The sequence below is a fragment of the Phytobacter sp. MRY16-398 genome, assembly GCF_003925915.1.
GTDB lineage: Bacteria > Pseudomonadota > Gammaproteobacteria > Enterobacterales > Enterobacteriaceae > Phytobacter > Phytobacter diazotrophicus.
Genome location: NZ_AP018756.1, coordinates 721,003 through 738,473, shown reverse-complemented (window position 1 = coordinate 738,473; position 17,471 = coordinate 721,003). Strand labels below are relative to the sequence as shown.

Annotated in this window: 14 protein-coding genes and 1 tRNA gene; 6 read left to right on the top strand and 9 right to left on the bottom strand. The window is 44.8% G+C overall.

Annotated features, from left to right (window positions below; translation table 11 throughout):
- Positions 1-8: 8 nt before the first annotated feature.
- The 4 genes from MRY16398_RS03565 to MRY16398_RS03550 are packed head-to-tail and all read right to left on the bottom strand — an operon-like array spanning position 9 to position 6,281.
- Complete coding sequence (locus MRY16398_RS03565; RefSeq protein ID WP_125123843.1) at positions 9-3,785, bottom strand: CDP-glycerol glycerophosphotransferase family protein; 3,777 nt, start codon at positions 3,783-3,785, stop codon at positions 9-11.
- 41 nt (positions 3,786-3,826) lie between these two features.
- A complete protein-coding gene (locus tag MRY16398_RS03560) occupies positions 3,827-4,819 on the bottom strand; it encodes a galactosyltransferase-related protein (protein WP_079497086.1) in 993 nt (330 codons plus the stop codon).
- A gap of 23 nt (positions 4,820-4,842) precedes the next feature.
- Positions 4,843-5,508 carry an ABC transporter ATP-binding protein gene (locus MRY16398_RS03555; protein ID WP_079497085.1) on the bottom strand — a complete coding sequence of 222 codons (666 nt, stop codon included), beginning with the start codon at positions 5,506-5,508 and terminating at the stop codon, positions 4,843-4,845.
- The gene (locus tag MRY16398_RS03550) at positions 5,505-6,281 is read right to left on the bottom strand and encodes an ABC transporter permease (RefSeq protein ID WP_079497194.1); all 777 of its coding nucleotides are present in this window, start codon (positions 6,279-6,281) and stop codon (positions 5,505-5,507) included. The genes MRY16398_RS03555 and MRY16398_RS03550 overlap by 4 nt, the downstream gene beginning before the upstream one ends.
- A gap of 1,168 nt (positions 6,282-7,449) precedes the next feature.
- Here MRY16398_RS03550 and MRY16398_RS03545 point away from each other — a divergent pair.
- Positions 7,450-7,525 (top strand) — tRNA-Ile (locus MRY16398_RS03545).
- A gap of 74 nt (positions 7,526-7,599) precedes the next feature.
- On the opposite strand, the gene MRY16398_RS03540 is transcribed toward MRY16398_RS03545, so the two are convergent.
- On the bottom strand, positions 7,600-7,923 hold the full coding sequence (locus tag MRY16398_RS03540; protein ID WP_039078157.1) for a DUF1889 family protein: 324 nt from the start codon (positions 7,921-7,923) through the stop codon (positions 7,600-7,602).
- A gap of 226 nt (positions 7,924-8,149) precedes the next feature.
- Here MRY16398_RS03540 and MRY16398_RS03530 point away from each other — a divergent pair.
- Positions 8,150-9,285 (top strand): IS3 family transposase gene (locus MRY16398_RS03530; RefSeq protein ID WP_202816177.1). Its coding sequence is split into 2 segments (ribosomal slippage): positions 8,150-8,396 and positions 8,396-9,285, totalling 1,137 coding nucleotides; the frame shifts between segments, so codons are not numbered across the junction.
- A gap of 633 nt (positions 9,286-9,918) precedes the next feature.
- Here the strand turns inward: MRY16398_RS03530 and MRY16398_RS03525 are convergent.
- A complete protein-coding gene (locus tag MRY16398_RS03525) occupies positions 9,919-10,395 on the bottom strand; it encodes a hypothetical protein (RefSeq protein ID WP_039078158.1) in 477 nt (158 codons plus the stop codon).
- Between the two features lie 244 nt (positions 10,396-10,639).
- Between MRY16398_RS03525 and MRY16398_RS03520 the strand changes: the two genes are divergently transcribed.
- The 4 genes from MRY16398_RS03520 to MRY16398_RS03510 all read left to right on the top strand — a co-directional run bounded on the left by MRY16398_RS03520 (position 10,640) and on the right by MRY16398_RS03510 (position 13,755).
- Complete coding sequence (locus tag MRY16398_RS03520; RefSeq protein WP_000019441.1) at positions 10,640-11,620, top strand: IS5-like element ISKpn26 family transposase; 981 nt, start codon at positions 10,640-10,642, stop codon at positions 11,618-11,620.
- On the top strand, positions 11,602-11,802 hold the full coding sequence (locus MRY16398_RS31205) for a hypothetical protein (RefSeq protein WP_350354094.1): 201 nt from the start codon (positions 11,602-11,604) through the stop codon (positions 11,800-11,802). The genes MRY16398_RS03520 and MRY16398_RS31205 overlap by 19 nt, the downstream gene beginning before the upstream one ends.
- Before the next feature lie 397 nt (positions 11,803-12,199).
- Positions 12,200-13,162, top strand: coding sequence for a hypothetical protein (locus MRY16398_RS03515; protein WP_125123842.1), 963 nt, complete (start codon positions 12,200-12,202; stop codon positions 13,160-13,162).
- Positions 13,163-13,224: 62 nt separating this feature from the next.
- The gene (locus tag MRY16398_RS03510) at positions 13,225-13,755 is read left to right on the top strand and encodes a YoaK family protein (RefSeq protein WP_125123841.1); all 531 of its coding nucleotides are present in this window, start codon (positions 13,225-13,227) and stop codon (positions 13,753-13,755) included.
- 53 nt (positions 13,756-13,808) lie between these two features.
- Here the strand turns inward: MRY16398_RS03510 and MRY16398_RS03505 are convergent, their stop codons facing one another.
- The 3 genes from MRY16398_RS03505 to MRY16398_RS03495 form a co-directional block, all read right to left on the bottom strand.
- On the bottom strand, positions 13,809-14,069 hold the full coding sequence (locus MRY16398_RS03505; protein WP_079497083.1) for a hypothetical protein: 261 nt from the start codon (positions 14,067-14,069) through the stop codon (positions 13,809-13,811).
- A gap of 28 nt (positions 14,070-14,097) precedes the next feature.
- Positions 14,098-15,102: a LacI family DNA-binding transcriptional regulator gene (locus MRY16398_RS03500; RefSeq protein ID WP_125123840.1), complete on the bottom strand. Its 1,005-nt coding sequence runs from the start codon at positions 15,100-15,102 to the stop codon at positions 14,098-14,100.
- Between the two features lie 141 nt (positions 15,103-15,243).
- The gene (locus tag MRY16398_RS03495; protein ID WP_039078162.1) at positions 15,244-17,130 is read right to left on the bottom strand and encodes a beta-glucoside-specific PTS transporter subunit IIABC; all 1,887 of its coding nucleotides are present in this window, start codon (positions 17,128-17,130) and stop codon (positions 15,244-15,246) included.
- Positions 17,131-17,471: the final 341 nt, after the last annotated feature.

Below are 17,471 nucleotides of genomic sequence, written 5' to 3'. Positions count from 1 at the left end.
AATTTTCCCTATTGCATACGATTTAAACCAGCAAGTGCATCATTCAACTCAGACACTGCTGATAATAGAGTTCTGTAATCATCAGCCCCTTTCCAATTTTTAATATCGCTGTAGAATTCCTCATGTTTTTTTATAATTGACAGGGTAGTAAGTTTCTTAGCCAGTCCAGGCCGTGATTTTTTAAAAAACAATAAAGCATATTGATATATTTCTGCACATGAGAATGGATAAAGATCTTTAGCAACAACACTTTCAATAATTTTAAAAATAACGTCTAAATCGATATCGTCATTATTAATAAACATGCTTTCCAAAACATACACTAGATTGTCATTTCCGGTTAGTATGAAGAGTTCGGATAAGAATTTCTCGATTCCTTCAGATATAAACACCGTGAAGAGATATTTTGCTCGATTATTATCTGAAATAAGATAGCATTTCTTCTTGATCTCATCATTAAGAATAGCACTCATGCTTGCGAAATTTTTCTCTCTGAACAAACGATCAAGATAATGAATAAGAATAGAGTCTGGCATCACATTCTTTTCGTTATAATGGCACAGCAAATCTATCGGGGTGTTCTTGCTCAAAAGTAGGAATGTTTCTATAGCCATAATGCTGTTTTCGTTGACCGGCAATAGTTGGCTTAATTGAAGATTCATTCTATCCTCAGGCTGATGATGCTTATAGATTTCAGAAAGGAGGTATTCTTTTTCTTCGGAAGTCATCGTTAAGCTAGAGAATGAGTTTATTGCCTTCGGTGCTTCCCCATTCTTGATTAATGTCAAGCAATTTAAAAGCATTACATTCCTTGGATTTTGTTCAGCATTGCGTTCTAATTTACTAGTGTATACAGTTAAAGCTCCCTGGTAATCCTGCTTATTATAAAAATCCACGAATGAAATTAGCGAACAGCAATAATTATATAAATTTAAATCAGACCCTTTTTCAAATACTTTACGCGATTTTAGCTTTAACAAATAGTTTTCAGTATATTTGAGAAATTGCATTGCATCAGGTATAACTTGAAAGCTATCTGCAAATGAAAAATCTGTTGGCGTATTAAAAGTTATATTATCCTGTATTACTTCTATTTTTGACAAAATATTATCATTATTATCAAGCTTACAAATAAAAACTATATCTTCAAATACTTCTATTAGCCTGTCATGGAGATAAAGAGGCATTTTTATTAAATTAGTTTCGAAGCTACTCAAAAATGTGTCTATAGATTTAAACTCTAAGTTACTTGTATATCTTTCAAGATATTCAAGAATAGTTTCGCAGTCATAAACTTTAACACCTTCATTCTTTAATCGGTTGAAGAGACGCGAAGAGTTGTTATGATCATCATAAGGAAAGAAGGATTTAATTCTTTTATCATAAAAAGGGGTCAATATAGATTTATTTGCAAGCGTGTTTTTAAGTTCAGCATTTAGTGTATCAATATCACCAACTACTGGTCCAAAGCCAAGCTCCTCATAGTCATAATAACCTTTAGAGTATGAATGTTCAGAGAAGAAAGTTGCACTATCAAACTGGAAATAGATTATTGGTTTCTTCATATATGCAACATCAAATGCAACGGAAGAATAATCAGTGATCAGTAGATCTGCATCTTTAAATATTTCCTGAATACTACAACTGGTTAGATCTCCAACCTGGATATAGTCTGGTATCGCCAACTCAGACAAATAATCAGTTAGATTTGGATGAGGTAAGAATATTATGCTATATCCATAATCCTCTGTTGTTTTGCGAAGCTGCTCTGAACGGAGAAAGCCTCCCCACATTTCACAAAATAATGAATTGATAAATTCAGGGTTTTTAATACGCTTACTGGATTTTCTTATTAATTCTCCAGCTAAGCTTTTACGCCATGTTGGCATTATAAGGATTTGTTTTTTACTTTCATCACGCTTTCTGAGGTTATCATAACGAGGAAAGCCAGTCAGAATTGTCTCTTGAGAAGTATAACGATACCTTCCACGACCAGAGATATCGCTAAATTCATGTCGTGCAGCAGTAACAAGATAATCAATTTTCCTACTATTCAACCATTCAGATTGGTCGTCTTTTGTGATGCCATGCTGAAGAAAAACAAATTTATATTTCATTATATCTGCATAATATTTGCGCGGCAGATAATTAACAATTGCGGGATTTGCATGTGATGAAAGGAGATACTTTGCATTCAATAGCGCTAATCTATGTGCTAAACTACCAAACTTTACCAAATTGAAACCATCATTCTTAAGACGTTGCCAATCGGGAGATTGCTCACTAATCAAAAAATAGCATTTTTCCCCTGGATGATATTTTGAAACATAACGATAAAAATGTTCTGCATTATCATCTGCACGCAATTCATTATCAATAAACAACCAGGAATTAGAATACTTATTTTTTATAATTGAAGATGTAGCTATAGAACGCAATATTTTTGCTTTTCTCGTTATTGCATAAGACTGTACATTTTTACGAACGTGGCTATTAATAATACTAACTATTGCGACTTTTGATAAGCGCTTGCCATTTACAATGATACCGGTGATAAAATCATTCTGCAAAGATAGTTCCTGAGTCGTTGAATTGTAGGAGACCCAAAAATAGATTTCAAAGGAAAAGGAGAGATCGAATATGGTTAATTCCCTTACTTTTGCGGACAAGGGTATCGTCTCTTTGCCATTTAAAAACAATCGCGGAAGAGTGTCATGATGTGAGGCAATTTTAAATTTAACACTCATGTTTGAAAGGTTGACGTCTTCGATGTAGCACAGATCTCTTTCAGCATCTAAACCTAAGAGTTTTAAATACCCTATTTTATGCACATGATTATAGTTTTTTGCCGAATAGCCTTTTAAAACATCGACCCCAAGTAAATTAACAATTGTAACAAGGCAAGTTTTGATTTCATCCTGTAAGTCTTGATTTATTAATTCGTCAGCTTTTTTATTCTTAAGTAAGAGAAGTATAAGGTTATGAATGAGGCAAAATAAATATTTACTTTCCTGTTTCGAAAATTGTTTTGCTTTGAGAATATCTTTAATTTCAAATAATAATATTTTTAGCGAATTTCCTTCTTTTACAATTTCCTGGAGTTCAGATTCGAGACTAGAGCCAGAACTACTACACGAAAAAGCATTTGGAATAAAATGGATATCAGAATCTAACACACATAAAGCAGCAATTTTAAGAGCATTAATAACCTTACTTGCTATGGCATCTGGTTTGATGAATTTTTTTATTTCATAAAGATATTTAGTTTTAAAAAAAATCACAGCCAATGACGGAAAAAAGTAATCCTTTGATGTTAGGTTTTCGACATTTGCGCTCGTTTTTAAATTGGCAATTAATGGATCGAGTTGTGTAACAGAAGCATCATTTGTATATCCGTGTAAAACTATTTCTGCTGACTGAGAGTTGAAACTATACAGATGATAATTTTTAAGGAAATTTTTATGTAATAATTCACCTTGCTCGAGGATTTTCACATAAAAGGTATTTACTTTACTTGCAGCTGAGTGAATCTCATCAGTGATATTTATAACTTCGCTGCTATTAATTATCACGTATGGACTATTTAACCCTGACGTTTTATTTGCCAGAACCACGCTTTCAACGGAATCGTTAATTTCTTGTTCATTATTTGCAATGATGATAAACCCAATTGATGGATTATTATTTAAACAGAATCCGCATGGTTTTATCTTTTTTATAAATTTAGAGTCAGCTATAAATTTCTTGGGTTCCCTGACCATTTTTCTTAATTTTTTTATAATCACTTTAACGTCCTAATGTTATAACTGATAACACTATTAAAATTTCACTTATTCAATAGAAAATTGATTCGTCTTTTAAATGTATCAAATCGATCTATATGTCCAGGTTTATTATCAAAGAAAATCGCATAATCATGAATACTCTTGCCCTGATTAACGCAAAGAGAAACGAAAGGTACGAGTAGTGTCGAATTTATTTCTTCCTGATCGCTAACATTATGTGAATGTGCCTCGATAAGTTTTTTATAATTTTCCTGACGCGCTAAATAATAGTCTTCATGGCCGTCTTTTTCATGATAGAGATGAAAAGCCATATCTTTTTCAAGCAGAACTTCAAGACAAGCTTCTCCTAGATATCTTCTAAAGCCAACCGCAAACAGGGGCGATCTCTCCGTTTTATCAAGCGTGAAATCATTAAATTTTTTTAACATGCCATGTAATTCATATAATCGTATGAGGAAATCAAAATCTTCATACCCATGCCCCCGAAATCTTTCATCAAACCCTTTTATCATCCTATAATCGTCGGATTTCAAAATTGTAATTGATGATGGGCTAGCCAGATGCAAAAATTCTTTACGGGAGAAATCAAAAAATTTTTTCTTCATTCCCTCAACGGAAACCTTTTTTTTCCTTAAAAGCGTGGTCCCATATTCAGTAAGATAAAGACATGGTAATACGTAAAATGGTCTTATCGATCTTTCAATTTTATCTTTGTATTTTATAAAAAGATCAAAATCTGGATAAATGTCCACATCAAGTAAAATTATATAGTCCGTATCAACCAGTTCAAATGCTAAATTTCGTAACAAAGATGAATTAATATATTCAGACACATTTTTTTTAGAATTCATCTGCACATATGGATATCTCTGTAACCGAGAAATTAATTCAAAATCATAGCGAGTTCCACGGTTATTATGTCCAAATATTATCTTAACGTTAGATTGCTGAGCAACCTCGGCTAACACTAGCGCTTTTTCGATGAGATCTTTCGACCTACGTTTTAGATCGATTGGAATTATTGCAGTAAGCATTTGACTATGGCCGTTTTTTACTTCTAAAGCTTTTCTTCTTCCAAATATTTTTTAATTGCATTTTCGACATTATCGAAATAATGAACAACATTATCTCGACCTAAGAAGAGAGCAACATCACAATATTCTTTCAAAGAATTTAAGCTATGTGACACCATTAAGAAACTGGATTCAGAATGGCGGGATTTAAAAAGATCTGAGCATTTCTGCTTAAATCTGGCATCACCTACTGCTGTAACTTCGTCGACGAGATAGTAATCAAATTTAAAAGCCATACTTAAACCAAAACCCAACCGGGATTTCATCCCTGAGGAATAAGACTTGATTGGCATATCAAAATATTTACCTAATTCTGCAAATTCTTCAACGAAATCAACTTTATTTTTTAATTCTGATTTCTCAGAATATAAGCGTGCAACAAATTTAACGTTTTCCCGCCCTGTTAAGCTGCCCTGAAAACCACCAGATAGCCCCACAGGCCAGGATATTGTTTTATTCGTATATATACTGCCACTATCAGGCCTATCTATGCCTCCTATAACGCGAAGAAGTGTTGATTTTCCTGCTCCATTTCGTCCAAGCAGTGCAACGCTTTTACCGCCAGGCAACTCAACATTCAAATCTTTAAAGACATAATGGCGCCCCTGGGGAGTGCGGTAGGATTTCGTGAGATTTTCAATTCTTATCATGATGTTAACATCGCCTCTTCACGTGTCCTGTACAACGCTAACCCAATGAAAAGCATTATTATTGCGCTCAAAGCTAAATATCCCAAACTAACGCCATCGGTCAAATATCCGGCGACAACAGATTCTCGGCTGAGCTCAATAGCATGAACAATTGGATTCCATAAAAGATAATGCCAATATTCTTTAGGAACTGAGTGGATTGGAAACATAATGCATGATATAAAATATAGAGGTTTCAACACTATAGGCAAAAATTTTGCAAGTTCTGGAAAGGTTTTACCAAGGACCATGAAAACCAAACCCAGTCCACATGAGAATATAATTAATAAAAACCAACTAAATACTAATATAAGAATATTAGTTACTGAATACTCCTCCCCCAAAACCCACACTATCGCCATAAGTATTAAATATACAGCGGCATATATTAAGGTTTCCAGAGATGCTCTGGCAATGATTGTATCAATTGGCTTTACTGGACGATAGTTAAATAATCCCAGATTCGCCTCGATAGCACCAATCGAGCGATTGGTTATATTGGTAAAAATAAAATAGGGAATAATGCCATTTAGTAGAAATACGGGAAATGATATATCTGGCATCGTTCTGTGCATTATGAAACCAAAAATAACCATGAGGACAAGCAAATGTGCTGCTGGTTCTAAAACTGCCCAAAAGTAACCGAGTCTGTACTTACCAAATCGCGTTTTAATCTCGCGCAGGAACAGCGCTTTCACAGCCGCTTGCTGAACTTCTAACCCACTTCTGACCATTAGTGATGCAACCTTCATGTCATGAGACACGCTACCGCCCCTGGCTTTAGCTACCAGCATGCTCGGGGGATGCGTATAAATAAAACTATAAATTTATCTTGCTAATTTTTTAACCTGGCGAATTTTCGCATTTTGGGAATGAAATTCCTGACAGGAAGGTAAAGACAAAAGGATAAAAATTGCGGGTATCTTCCTGATACAAACTTACTGAACTTCCAAATCAGCTATAAATGTAGCGAGGTATCCGGATAGATCCTATAAGTTATAATCTATTAATATAACGATATTAATTAATAAGTTCTATAACTATAGATGCTCGTTCAAAAAACTAATAAAATCTTTTAATATCAGCTAGTTAAAAATATTTAAAATTCACAAAACGAATAACTTCTAAATATTTCATAATTTCATGAATAATATTGATATGAAAAATATTTCATGATATTTATTTCGCCTGCCAAACTTATACATTTTTACAACCAAAATATATTGCATTTAACATTGAATATGCATTGAGCTAACGTATTACGATAAAGAATAATTAAGAACCTCATTAGTCAACTAACTTGAAAAAACGACAAGTTGATGGTTATTTAAAATAGATTTCATTCATTAGTTGTAGTGATGCTTTAGTGCAAAAATTAGTTTTATAGCGCCTCACCAATCACGTGGCGGGTGGTTCATGATAAATCTTGTATGTTGTTCTGTTTAGGCTGCTGAGCTTTCGAAGCTCCCAAATTTGAGACGCATCGATAGCAAAATGTTGTCGTCTTCGGGAGTCAACCTGCGCGGCATTCTCTTCAAAATTTCCAGAGTACGGAGCAATGAGTACCAAGAGTTAAGAGTCATCATTATGTTTAAGCAGACTTCACCCGTTTGAACGTCGCTCATCCTACCCACTGCCATCGGCTTTTAAAGCCGAACCTAAGCCACACAGGATCAGTTGATCTTCCACCGCTCGTTGTATGTGTTTCCTGAGGGGTTGCCGGAATTCATTCTGTAGAAAGCAACGCGCAGCCCTGGCACAAGAATATCGAGGCTATCTATTTCCCCGATGTTGGATGCGGAACTTAAGTATAAAGGATTGATAATGCGTTGTTTATAAAACAGCCAGATGGAATGTTGATGCTGGATCGCCTGGAGAAGTTACTTTATAATTGCCCGCCACGGCCCCTTAGCTCAGTGGTTAGAGCAGGCGACTCATAATCGCTTGGTCGCTGGTTCAAACCCAGCAGGGGCCACCAAATTCAAGGGCCTAAGTGAAAACAGAGGCCCTTTGTCGTATTAAAATCCATGTGAGAAGCGAACTGAGATGCGCTTAACTTGCCGGGTCAAACTCGACGTTCACCCGCGCGCGCAGCTCTTCCTTCATATACGAAGTAAAGTATTCAGGGTTTTTAATCACCACGCGGTCAGCGGACTCGATTTTATCCGCCCATCCCGCCACTTTTTTTGTGAACTCCGGGTGCCACCCTTCCCGCTCCCCTCGCGCGATAATCTCCTCGGCGTGAGCTGGAACACCAAGCTCTTTCAGATACTTAAACATCCCCTTCACTGTACTCTCATCCATGGAATGTGGTGTTGAGGCTGATGTGTTCATACCGCCAATAAAGTCCAATGCTTTCTCAATTACTGTTGGCATATTCGTATCCTTAAATTAACCATCTAATAATCACCTCTTCACTATGACCTGAAATGGCGAAGAGTCTGCAATTGATGGTCAAATCTGTTACCTGGCCCCAAAATCAGCTTCACATGTGACGTTTTTCTGGACTGACCCCACCCCGGTAGACGATCCTGCCCTATAGTTGGACTGACCCCACCCCGGTAGACGATCCTGCCCTATAGTTTGAGTATAGGAGGAGCGTATGGGCACACCACGATTTACACCTGAATTTAAGGAAGAAGCCGTCCGTCAGATAACGGAGCGCGGTTATTCTGTTGCTGAAGTATCCGACCGTCTGGGCGTTTCTGCGCACAGCCTCTACAAGTGGCTACGGGCTATCAAGCCTGATAACAGCGAACAGCATGCCCGGGATTTACTGGAAGCTAAAAGCGAGATCCTGAAGCTCAGGGCACAGCTGAAGCGCACTGAGGAAGAACGGGATATTCTGAAAAAGGCCGCGCGGTACTTTGCAAGGGAGCCCGACTGAAGTACCGCTTTATCAATGAGCACCGCACTGTATGGGGTGTCATGACGATGTGTCGGGTGTTGTGCGTTGCCCGGGCCGGGTTTTATGCGTGGCTGCATAATCCGGTCTCTGCGCGGGATAAAGATAACCAGCGTCTGCTGACGCTCATCCGTGATTCATATTCCCTGAGCGGTGGCGTCTATGGCTATCGTCGGGTTCATGGCGATCTGAATGAGATCGGTGAAACCTGCGGCAAAAACCGGGTGGGCCGTATTATGCAACTGAACCGGATTAAAGCCGTGCGCGGCTATAAAGCGCCGCGTCGTATCGCTGGCCGACCTTCAGTGGTTGCGCCTAATCGTGTGCAGCGGCAGTTTACCGCTGTCCGGGCCAATCAGGTCTGGGTCACCGATATTACTTATATCCGCACCTGGCAGGGCTGGCTGTATCTGGCGGTGGTTATCGATCTCTTCGCCCGTAACGTGGTTGGCTGGTCGATGAAGCCCACTCTCTCTCGCGAACTCGCGCTGGACGCTCTGATGATGGCCGTGTGGCGTCGAAAACCGGACGGCGAGGTTATCGTACATAGCGATCAGGGCAGCCAGTACGGCAGTGACGACTGGCAGCGCTTCTGCCGGGCCAATAACCTGGCACCGAGCATGAGCCGGCGTGGCAACTGCTGGGATAATGCGGTGGCCGAATCGTTCTTCAGTTCGCTGAAAAAAGAACGGATCAGAAAACGTATCTATAAAACCCGGGATCTGGCCCGGGCCGATATCTTCGATTACATTGAAGTCTTCTACAACCGGGCCCGGCGTCACAGCCACCTCGGCGGCGTCAGTCCGGAGGCCTTTGAACAGGCCTCGTCGTGAGGACAGGAAATGTCTACTGTTGTGGGGTCAGTCCATTCTGCGCGATGACGTGCCACACAAGCGCAAAGACTTTTCCTCATTGACCAGGGGCCGGGACTTTAGCGCGTTAGCCCACGCCAGTCATTGTGGTAACGACCAGTACAGTCCTCAGGAAGGGTACATACAACACAATGCTCTTATAAGGCTTACAAGTATGCTGAAATATCAGGTAAGTTAGTCCTCCACCTGACTATCGCCAGGCGGGTATGAAGTAGAGGGACTATCATGATCGGTAAAGCTTTATATGAGTTATTAAAAAAATGAAGCAGGCATTTTTATGGTTTTTACAGTCATATATCTATTTAATCCCTTTGGCCCTTATTGTGGCAGGGGCATATATCTTCGCAAGATTTATACCTGATTATTTTGGGATACTGACCTTTTTGTGGCTTATTATCGTCTCATTTTTTTATATCAAGTATAACCGCTGGTATTAGTGTAGCTGACACTGGTTGCGATCACGATTTGAGTCGATATTCGTCTGGTATAAGATGTTCAATGGCTCGTGCGGGGGTTCACGGTTATATTCTGACAGCCCTCTTTCCGTGATAACCCACACTTCATTCAATGTGCTCTTCATTGCCTCTTATGTGCTCACATAAACGCCGTATCATGCTCCCGGCTGTACGCGTCCCGCACGAACTCAACCCATGATGAATCTGCCGTTGGCTTACACAGCGCCTTCCAGAATACCTCGTCAAAACAGCCCGTCAGGAAAAGATAGCGACACACATTCATGACCTCATCGGGACGCCATTCACGCGAACTGCCAATGCCCATCAGGTCAGACTCCAGTCTGCTATACGTTAAATTATCCTCTTCATCTGCCCATGCCCGGTTAAGACGTTCATAAATGGATGCGCCCTTCTGAGCGCTGACCTCAAAAAAGTCGCCATATAATTCATGGGGAAGATACTGATGTTCGCCACCCAAATCATGCAAAAACGGATAAACACCGGACTCCCAGGCAAAGATGTACGCGTCGGTATATTCCTCGTGATGCTTACCCAAATGCATGATCTGAATTCGCTGCTGCGTGAACATGGCTTTCATTATGTGTTGATCAGACATCGAACCTGACTCCTTTTCAAATGCGAGAATAATTTTCGGCTCTAAGGTAATGCACAATGCACCAGGCCGCCAGCGGTGAAAACGTGGCGGCGTGAGCGTTTTGTCTATTTTGAGAATTAGCCCCCAATCCCGCCCGGAATAGGCTTACTGCGCATCTGCATTTGCAGTTATGTTAAGGAAGGTGCGAACAAGTTCCTGATATGAGATCATCATATTCATCCGGAGCGCATCCCAGAGGGACATCATGAGCCATCAACTCACCTTCGCCGATAGTGAATTCAGCACTAAGCGCCGTCAGACCCGAAAAGAGATTTTCCTCTCCCGCATGGAGCAGATTCTGCCATGGCAGAATATGACCGCTGTCATCGAGCCGTTTTATCCCAAGGCGGGCAATGGCCGACGGCCCTATCCGCTGGAGACCATGCTGCGTATTCACTGCATGCAGCATTGGTACAACCTGAGCGACGGTGCCATGGAAGATGCCCTGTACGAAATCGCCTCCATGCGCCTGTTTGCCCGATTATCCCTGGATAGCGCCCTGCCGGATCGCACCACCATCATGAATTTCCGCCACCTGCTCGAGCAGCATCAACTGGCCCGTCAATTGTTCAAGACCATCAATCGCTGGCTGGCCGAAGCAGGCGTCATGATGACCCAAGGCACTTTGGTGGATGCCACCATCATTGAGGCACCCAGCTCTACCAAGAACAAAGAGCAGCAACGCGATCCGGAGATGCATCAGACCAAGAAAGGCAATCAGTGGCACTTTGGCATGAAGGCCCACATTGGTGTCGATGCCAAGAGTGGCCTGACCCACAGCCTAGTCACCACCGCGGCCAACGAGCATGACCTCAATCAGCTGGGTAATCTGCTTCATGGAGAGGAGCAATTTGTCTCAGCCGATGCCGGCTACCAAGGAGCGCCACAGCGCGAGGAGCTGGCCGAGGTGGATGTGGACTGGCTGATCGCCGAGCGTCCCGGCAAGGTAAAAACCTTGAAGCAGCATCCGCGCAAGAACAAAACGGCCATCAACATCGAATACATGAAAGCCAGCATCCGTGCCAAGGTGGAGCACCCGTTTCGCATCATCAAGCGGCAGTTCGGCTTCGTGAAAGCCAGATACAAGGGGCTGCTGAAAAACGATAACCAACTGGCGATGTTATTCACCCTGGCCAACCTGTTTCGGGTGGACCAAATGATACGTCAGTGGGAGAGATCTCAGTAAAAACCGGAAATAACGCCAGAAATGGTGGAAAAAATAGCCTAAATAGGCTGATTCGATGTGTTTGCGGGAAAAAAATCGGCCCAGATCCGCGAAATTTTAATCAGCGAGTCAGCTTGGGAAGAAATGACCTGCTTATTCGCACCTTCCTTAATGCCGCTAAAAAAGTGTTTTTCCGTTGCTAAATAGATTGCCGCATCTTAATTTCACCTCGAAATTATTCATATAGAAAATACCCCATCTCATCACGCTGAAAGGATAAAAGCCCATTTTTTGGCGGGGTGAACTTTGCCTGTTCGCTGTCTAAAATAAGGAATCTCAAGGTTTCCTCTACCATTCGCCAGCAAAAACGGCAAGATAAAAACCAGAAAGAGAACAATTAAATCAGAAGGTTATGAAAAACCTGCATGTTTTCAGTTGCGTCAGCCAGTACATGATATTTAGCTATTTTCTTCGTCTGGCCTGAATAGTGTGCGGCGAAATAAACCTGTACACCGGAAAAAACATCTGTTTGTTAGCCCTGGGAGTCCAGGAATAATCCTGGATTAATACTTCTGTACTCATCATTACAAGGAATGAAAAATGACGCTGCCCGGACTCAACCCCGAAGCAAATATGCCTGGCTATGATTTTGCGCGCTTTAGCGGTAAAGGTGCGACAGATTTCAATTTCGATGCGCTTGGCGCAGCGATGGACTGTACACGTGATTTTGCGCAGGCTGGAATTATCTACGCCGATGGCACGGAGCGGTACCTGGTGCGCCCCAGCAAACGTCACCCGAATGGACAAAGCGGCATCGTAACGCATGTGGTTGTGACAAAGCCTCCCGCACAAGGGTCAAAAACCACGGTGGGTAAATCGTTGACCGACGCCGTCTCCGCAACCTCTCTCGGTCCGGAAATCGCCTCCACCGTCCTCTCCTGCGGCGCAATGATCATTACCGCCGGGGTGATGGCCACCGCGGGCGCCGCCGTCCCGCTCACTGCAGGAGCCAGCGGCGCGCTGGTCGCCCTGGGCTATGCCGGCGCCGCTGCCACGGGTCTGCAATGCATCAACGGCCTCTACCGTTTATATGACCTGGTGGAGAATGGCGGCGAAGATGTGGCCTGGCTGGATTCGCAAGGCTGGTATAATGCCACCTCTACCGCGCTCGATCTTATCTCGCTGGCAAGCGCAGGTGGCGTACTGAAAGAGGTGGTCACGACGTGGCGCGCAATGAAATCCGTTTCGTCGTTAAAAGCGTCTCAGTGGCTGAAAGAGTACCCCCGCCAGGATCGCAAACGCCTGACGGAGCTCATCATCAAGCTGCAAAACCCTGGCATCAGTAATAAAGAAATCAAAGCCCTTATCCGCGCAGGCATTTATCCTAAACGCTTCCCGGTCGAGCCGGTGCAGGTGGAGCTCGCCCGGCAACTGGGTAACCTGGTGACCAGCGTGGCGGCGCTGGCGGGAAGCGCAGTGAGCGGTGTCGTCGCCTCGCCGGGCAATATTCCTAAAACAGGCCGCTATATTGTGGGCACCATTCAGTCACTGGCGGTACTGTAATGCGCCTGGCCACGCTCATTTCCGGTTGGCTTTTTTGTGATCTGCTGGCCCATGGAAGGGAGATGGAACAGGTTATTGCCCGTGGCGATAACAGCCTGTTGCAACATTCAACGCCCGAACTGGAGCGCTGGTTTGATAAACCGCCATCTGAACTGCCCCGGCAGAACGGATTTCCTTTGGCGTTTGTGCTGTTGTTGTTACTGGTAGCCTTCGCTTGTAATTTACTGACGCTGATGGCGATACTGCCAAAACAGACACCGCCAGTCCGGGCGCTTATCTTCTTCCTGCCCGCTATCCTGTTTATTTTCAGCAACCTGACCGCCACCTATATGATCGCACGCGGTAAAACATCCGGGCTGGCCTGGTATGGCCTGGTGCATGGCGTCCTTACCGTGCTGAGTGCGCTACTGCTGGTATTTACCGTGCTGGATGGGCAGACGCATCATGCGGTCATCATGCTGGTGGCTCTGCTCATCATGCTGGCCTGCCGCTATGTGCTTAATGGACGCGGATTTATTTTATTCGTGCTCTACGGTCGCACGCAGCGGATCGCAACACTATCTCGCGGAATGCGCATACGATCGGGCCAATAAGGACAAAAAGGCCGCCGGTGCGTAACGCATGGCGGCTTTTTTTAAGCTGATGGCTATAAGCCAGTGCTAAAGGTAATCAGTCCGAGCACAATACCGGGCGAATTGGCTATCACAATCGGCCAGTTTTTCCTTTCACTCAGTAAACCGTACGTCACCCACAACACGCAGTTCACGGCGGCGGCCAGCGGTTGTAGCGGGTTAGTTTTCACCCCGTGCAGATTATCCAGAATCAACGGTATATACGAGATATACATAAAACAGCAGGCAATGGTCGCCACCCAGCCCACAACAGCATGCGCTCTTGCGTACAACATCACGCTTCGCCTTATGACGTGTGAATGTTCACTCCGCGTCAACGCGTCGGGCAACTGAATCCCGGCTCACCAGGGTTCCCTGATGGGAAAACACGTTTTTTGCGTCGGGATGCAGTAAAATTTCGACCGCATCGCGGATCATTTCGTCCATCGGGACGTGGATAGTTGTCAAAGAAGGCGTGTAGTACTTACCAATCACCGAATCATCGAACCCGGCCAACGAGATCTCTCCCGGCACCGATTTCCCCGCATCCTGAAACGCTTTCGCCAGACCAATGGCCATATCGTCATTGGCGGCCAGCACGCAGGTGAACGGAATATTGAGCGCCAGCAACTGGCGTCCCGCCTCATAACCGCTTTCTGTGCTCCAGGCGCCCCGCACCATCAGTTGCGGATCGGGGCTGATACCCGCTTTTCGCAACGCATCGCGGTAGCCGCGTAAACGGCGTTCACCGGTCGGCGAACCACATACGCCCGCCACAAATGCAATCCGGGTATGCCCCTGCGCCAGTAAATGTTCCACCATCTCCTCGCTGCTGCGGCGATGATCGGTAAACACGCAGCGGTTTCGGTTTCTGATAAGTTCACGATTGATGACAACTATCGGAGTCTGGTTGCCGTCAATGATGTCATCCAACTCACTGACCGACAGATATTTGGGGTAGATCATGATGGCTTCACAGCGAAGCTCAAGGAGCAAACCAATCGCATCGCGCTCGTCCTGAGCGCTGTGTTTCCCGTCTGCAAGCACCAGTTGACGGCTGTGACCTTCACTGCGCGTCGCCGCCTGATAAACCATGCTTGAGAAGAACGGGCCGTTGTACAACCCGTTGGTGATAACCAGCCCAATCGAATTCGTTTTGTTATTAGCAAGATTGCGCGCCAGTTGGTTTGGCCGATAACCGGTATCAGCAACGGCCTGTAAAATTCTGGCCTTCACCTCTTCCCGGACAAACACCTTACCGTTTAGCGCGCGCGATACCGTCGCCTTTGACACTCCTGCCATTCTGGCGACGTCCAGTATCGTTACCATAAGAAAACCTCAATCAATGGGTGGCTCACACTGAGCCAGAAACATCCGGCTCAGAAACATGCTGCAAAAGAGTGCGACTCGCGAAGCCCGACGGGTTACGTCGTGACGCCGTTGACACCATGTTCGTGCGCCCGTGCCTCCTTATGCGAGAGACATCAGCGGCGCCCCCATACCAATCGCGCCATCAAGCTGGTGCTTTGTCAGCGTGAAATCTTCACTGTTAACCACCAGAACCGGGGTTGTCAGATCATAGCCTTCGCGTTCGATGCTGGCTTTGTCGAATTCAAGAAGAGGCGTACCCGCTTTGACCACATCCCCCTCTTTCACTAACGGACGGAAATGCTGCCCCTGCAGGTTGACGGTATTTAACCCAACATGGATCAATAACTCTGCTCCATTATCGCACAATAACCCAATGGCATGATGTGATGCGATCACGGTCGCCACCGTCGCGTCACACGGTGCCACAACTTTGCCTTCTTCGGGCTTGATGGCAATACCATCGCCAAGCGCTTTACCGGCAAAGGCTTCATCTGCCACGCTCTCCAACGCCACCACTTCCCCTTTTAAGGGGCTAAGCATCTTCACTGCACTGGCCGCAGCGGTATTTGACGTCGCTTGCGCTTTGACAGGTGTTGCCGGTTTCGTCTCCTCTTCGTTTGCCGGATCCTCAAAGCCCACGAACTGCACCATCACAATTGTCAGCACGATACAGGTTCCGGCCCCCACCAGTTCGCCGACAAACGACATCGGCGCATTCGGGCTGATAGCATTGACCAGGGTAAACAAGCCAGGCAACGCGGCATACGCGTAGTACAGGCTACCGAAGAGACTGGCGACGACCGCACCCATCGCCCCGCCGATACAGCCGCAAATAAACGGTTTTTTAAAACGCAGCGTCACACCGTAAATCGCCGGTTCGGTGATACCAAAAATCGCCGTGATCCCGGCAGACATTGAGGTCGCTTTTAACTGGGTATTGCGGGTTTTCAGGAACACGCCAAACACCGCCGCCATCTGACCAATAACCGCAATGGTCTGGTAAGCCTGGAAGGAGTCGTAACCCTGGGTGTCAAAATTGGCCATGATTACCGGCGTAATCCCCCAGTGAACCCCGAAGATAACAATAATCTGCCACACGCCGCCAATCACCGCCGCCGCAACGGCCGGTGCTGCGTGAAAGAGCGCGTTGTAGCCATTTGCCACCCCCATTGCCGCCCAGGTGGTAATGGGGCCAATCACAATCAGGGTCAGCGGCACGATGACAACGAAGCAGATCAACGGCGTAAAGAGCGGGCTGACCACGTCCGGGATCCACTTTTCTACCCGGCGTTCGAACCAGGAGAGCGCCCACACCAGGAACAGCGGTGGCAAAACCGAGGAGGTATACACCGTTTTAGAAAGCGGGAAGAAAAGGAAATTGATGCTCTCCCCGCCAGCAATACGCCCCGCCAGCGCAGCCCAGTCAGGGCTAATCAGCGCACAACAGCAGAGAACCGCGATAAACGGGTTACATTTGAAATGGCGCGCCGCCGTAATGGCGATAAACACCGGCAGGAAGGCAAACGGCGTCCAGGACATAAAGTTGAGCACGGCGAAAGTGCCGGTGGTTTTGATATCGGCATCCATCAGACTGACAACAATCAGCAGCCCTTGCAGAATACCTGCCGCCGCCAGAATGTAGACAATCGGCGCGAACACTGCCGACATGGTGGCAATCACCGCGTCAAGCTTACGTGTTTTTTTCGGAGCGCTGCTTATGGAGCCATTCTCTTTTACCAGACCTGACATCGCGTTGAAGACGTCTGCCACGTGGGTACCGATCACCACCTGAAACTGTCCACCGCTTTCCACCACCGCAATGACCCCAGGCAGGCTTTGCACCAGACGTTTCGCATCAGCGGGCGTTTCATTAAGGACCAGACGTAAACGCGTGGCGCAACGGGTAAAGCTGTTGATGTTCTCTTCCCCTCCGACTTCCCGGAGGATATCACTTGCTAACTTATTGTAATCCCGAATAACAGCCATCTTTTTTCTACCTTTTATTTTCGGTAACTGAGTCATGCAATGAATGAAACCGGTTTCATGCTAACCTGGACAACCAGCCATGCAACCGGTTTCATGGAAATATGAGAGCTAAATCACTTGATGAGGTGAATATGAAACAGCCGGGAAGTGGGGAAAAAACGTACCGGGAAAGTATTTCTTTCAGGAATGCTAACGCCTGTAACTTGTGACCTGTATTATGATTTCAACCATATCTGCTTAGCTGAACTGATGCTAATCTTTCAGGGTTGAACGCAGCGGCTGCGGGTACGACAATGAGCTTATTTCGTGTTTGATCATTACCAACTACCATTAACTCAATC

Excerpts from the sequence above, each read along its gene's own strand:
- MRY16398_RS03525 (WP_039078158.1), bottom strand. The coding sequence starts at position 10,395 with ATGTCTGATCAACACATAATGAAAGCCATGTTCACGCAGCAGCGAATT.
- MRY16398_RS03520 (WP_000019441.1), top strand. The coding sequence starts at position 10,640 with ATGAGCCATCAACTCACCTTCGCCGATAGTGAATTCAGCACTAAGCGC.
- MRY16398_RS03510 (WP_125123841.1), top strand. The coding sequence starts at position 13,225 with ATGGAACAGGTTATTGCCCGTGGCGATAACAGCCTGTTGCAACATTCA.
- MRY16398_RS03495 (WP_039078162.1), bottom strand. The coding sequence starts at position 17,130 with ATGGCTGTTATTCGGGATTACAATAAGTTAGCAAGTGATATCCTCCGG.
- MRY16398_RS03555 (WP_079497085.1), bottom strand. The coding sequence starts at position 5,508 with ATGATAAGAATTGAAAATCTCACGAAATCCTACCGCACTCCCCAGGGG.
- MRY16398_RS03540 (WP_039078157.1), bottom strand. The coding sequence starts at position 7,923 with ATGCCAACAGTAATTGAGAAAGCATTGGACTTTATTGGCGGTATGAAC.
- MRY16398_RS03515 (WP_125123842.1), top strand. The coding sequence starts at position 12,200 with ATGACGCTGCCCGGACTCAACCCCGAAGCAAATATGCCTGGCTATGAT.
- MRY16398_RS03550 (WP_079497194.1), bottom strand. The coding sequence starts at position 6,281 with ATGGTCAGAAGTGGGTTAGAAGTTCAGCAAGCGGCTGTGAAAGCGCTG.
- MRY16398_RS03560 (WP_079497086.1), bottom strand. The coding sequence starts at position 4,819 with ATGCTTACTGCAATAATTCCAATCGATCTAAAACGTAGGTCGAAAGAT.
- MRY16398_RS03500 (WP_125123840.1), bottom strand. The coding sequence starts at position 15,102 with ATGGTAACGATACTGGACGTCGCCAGAATGGCAGGAGTGTCAAAGGCG.
- MRY16398_RS03505 (WP_079497083.1), bottom strand. The coding sequence starts at position 14,069 with ATGTTGTACGCAAGAGCGCATGCTGTTGTGGGCTGGGTGGCGACCATT.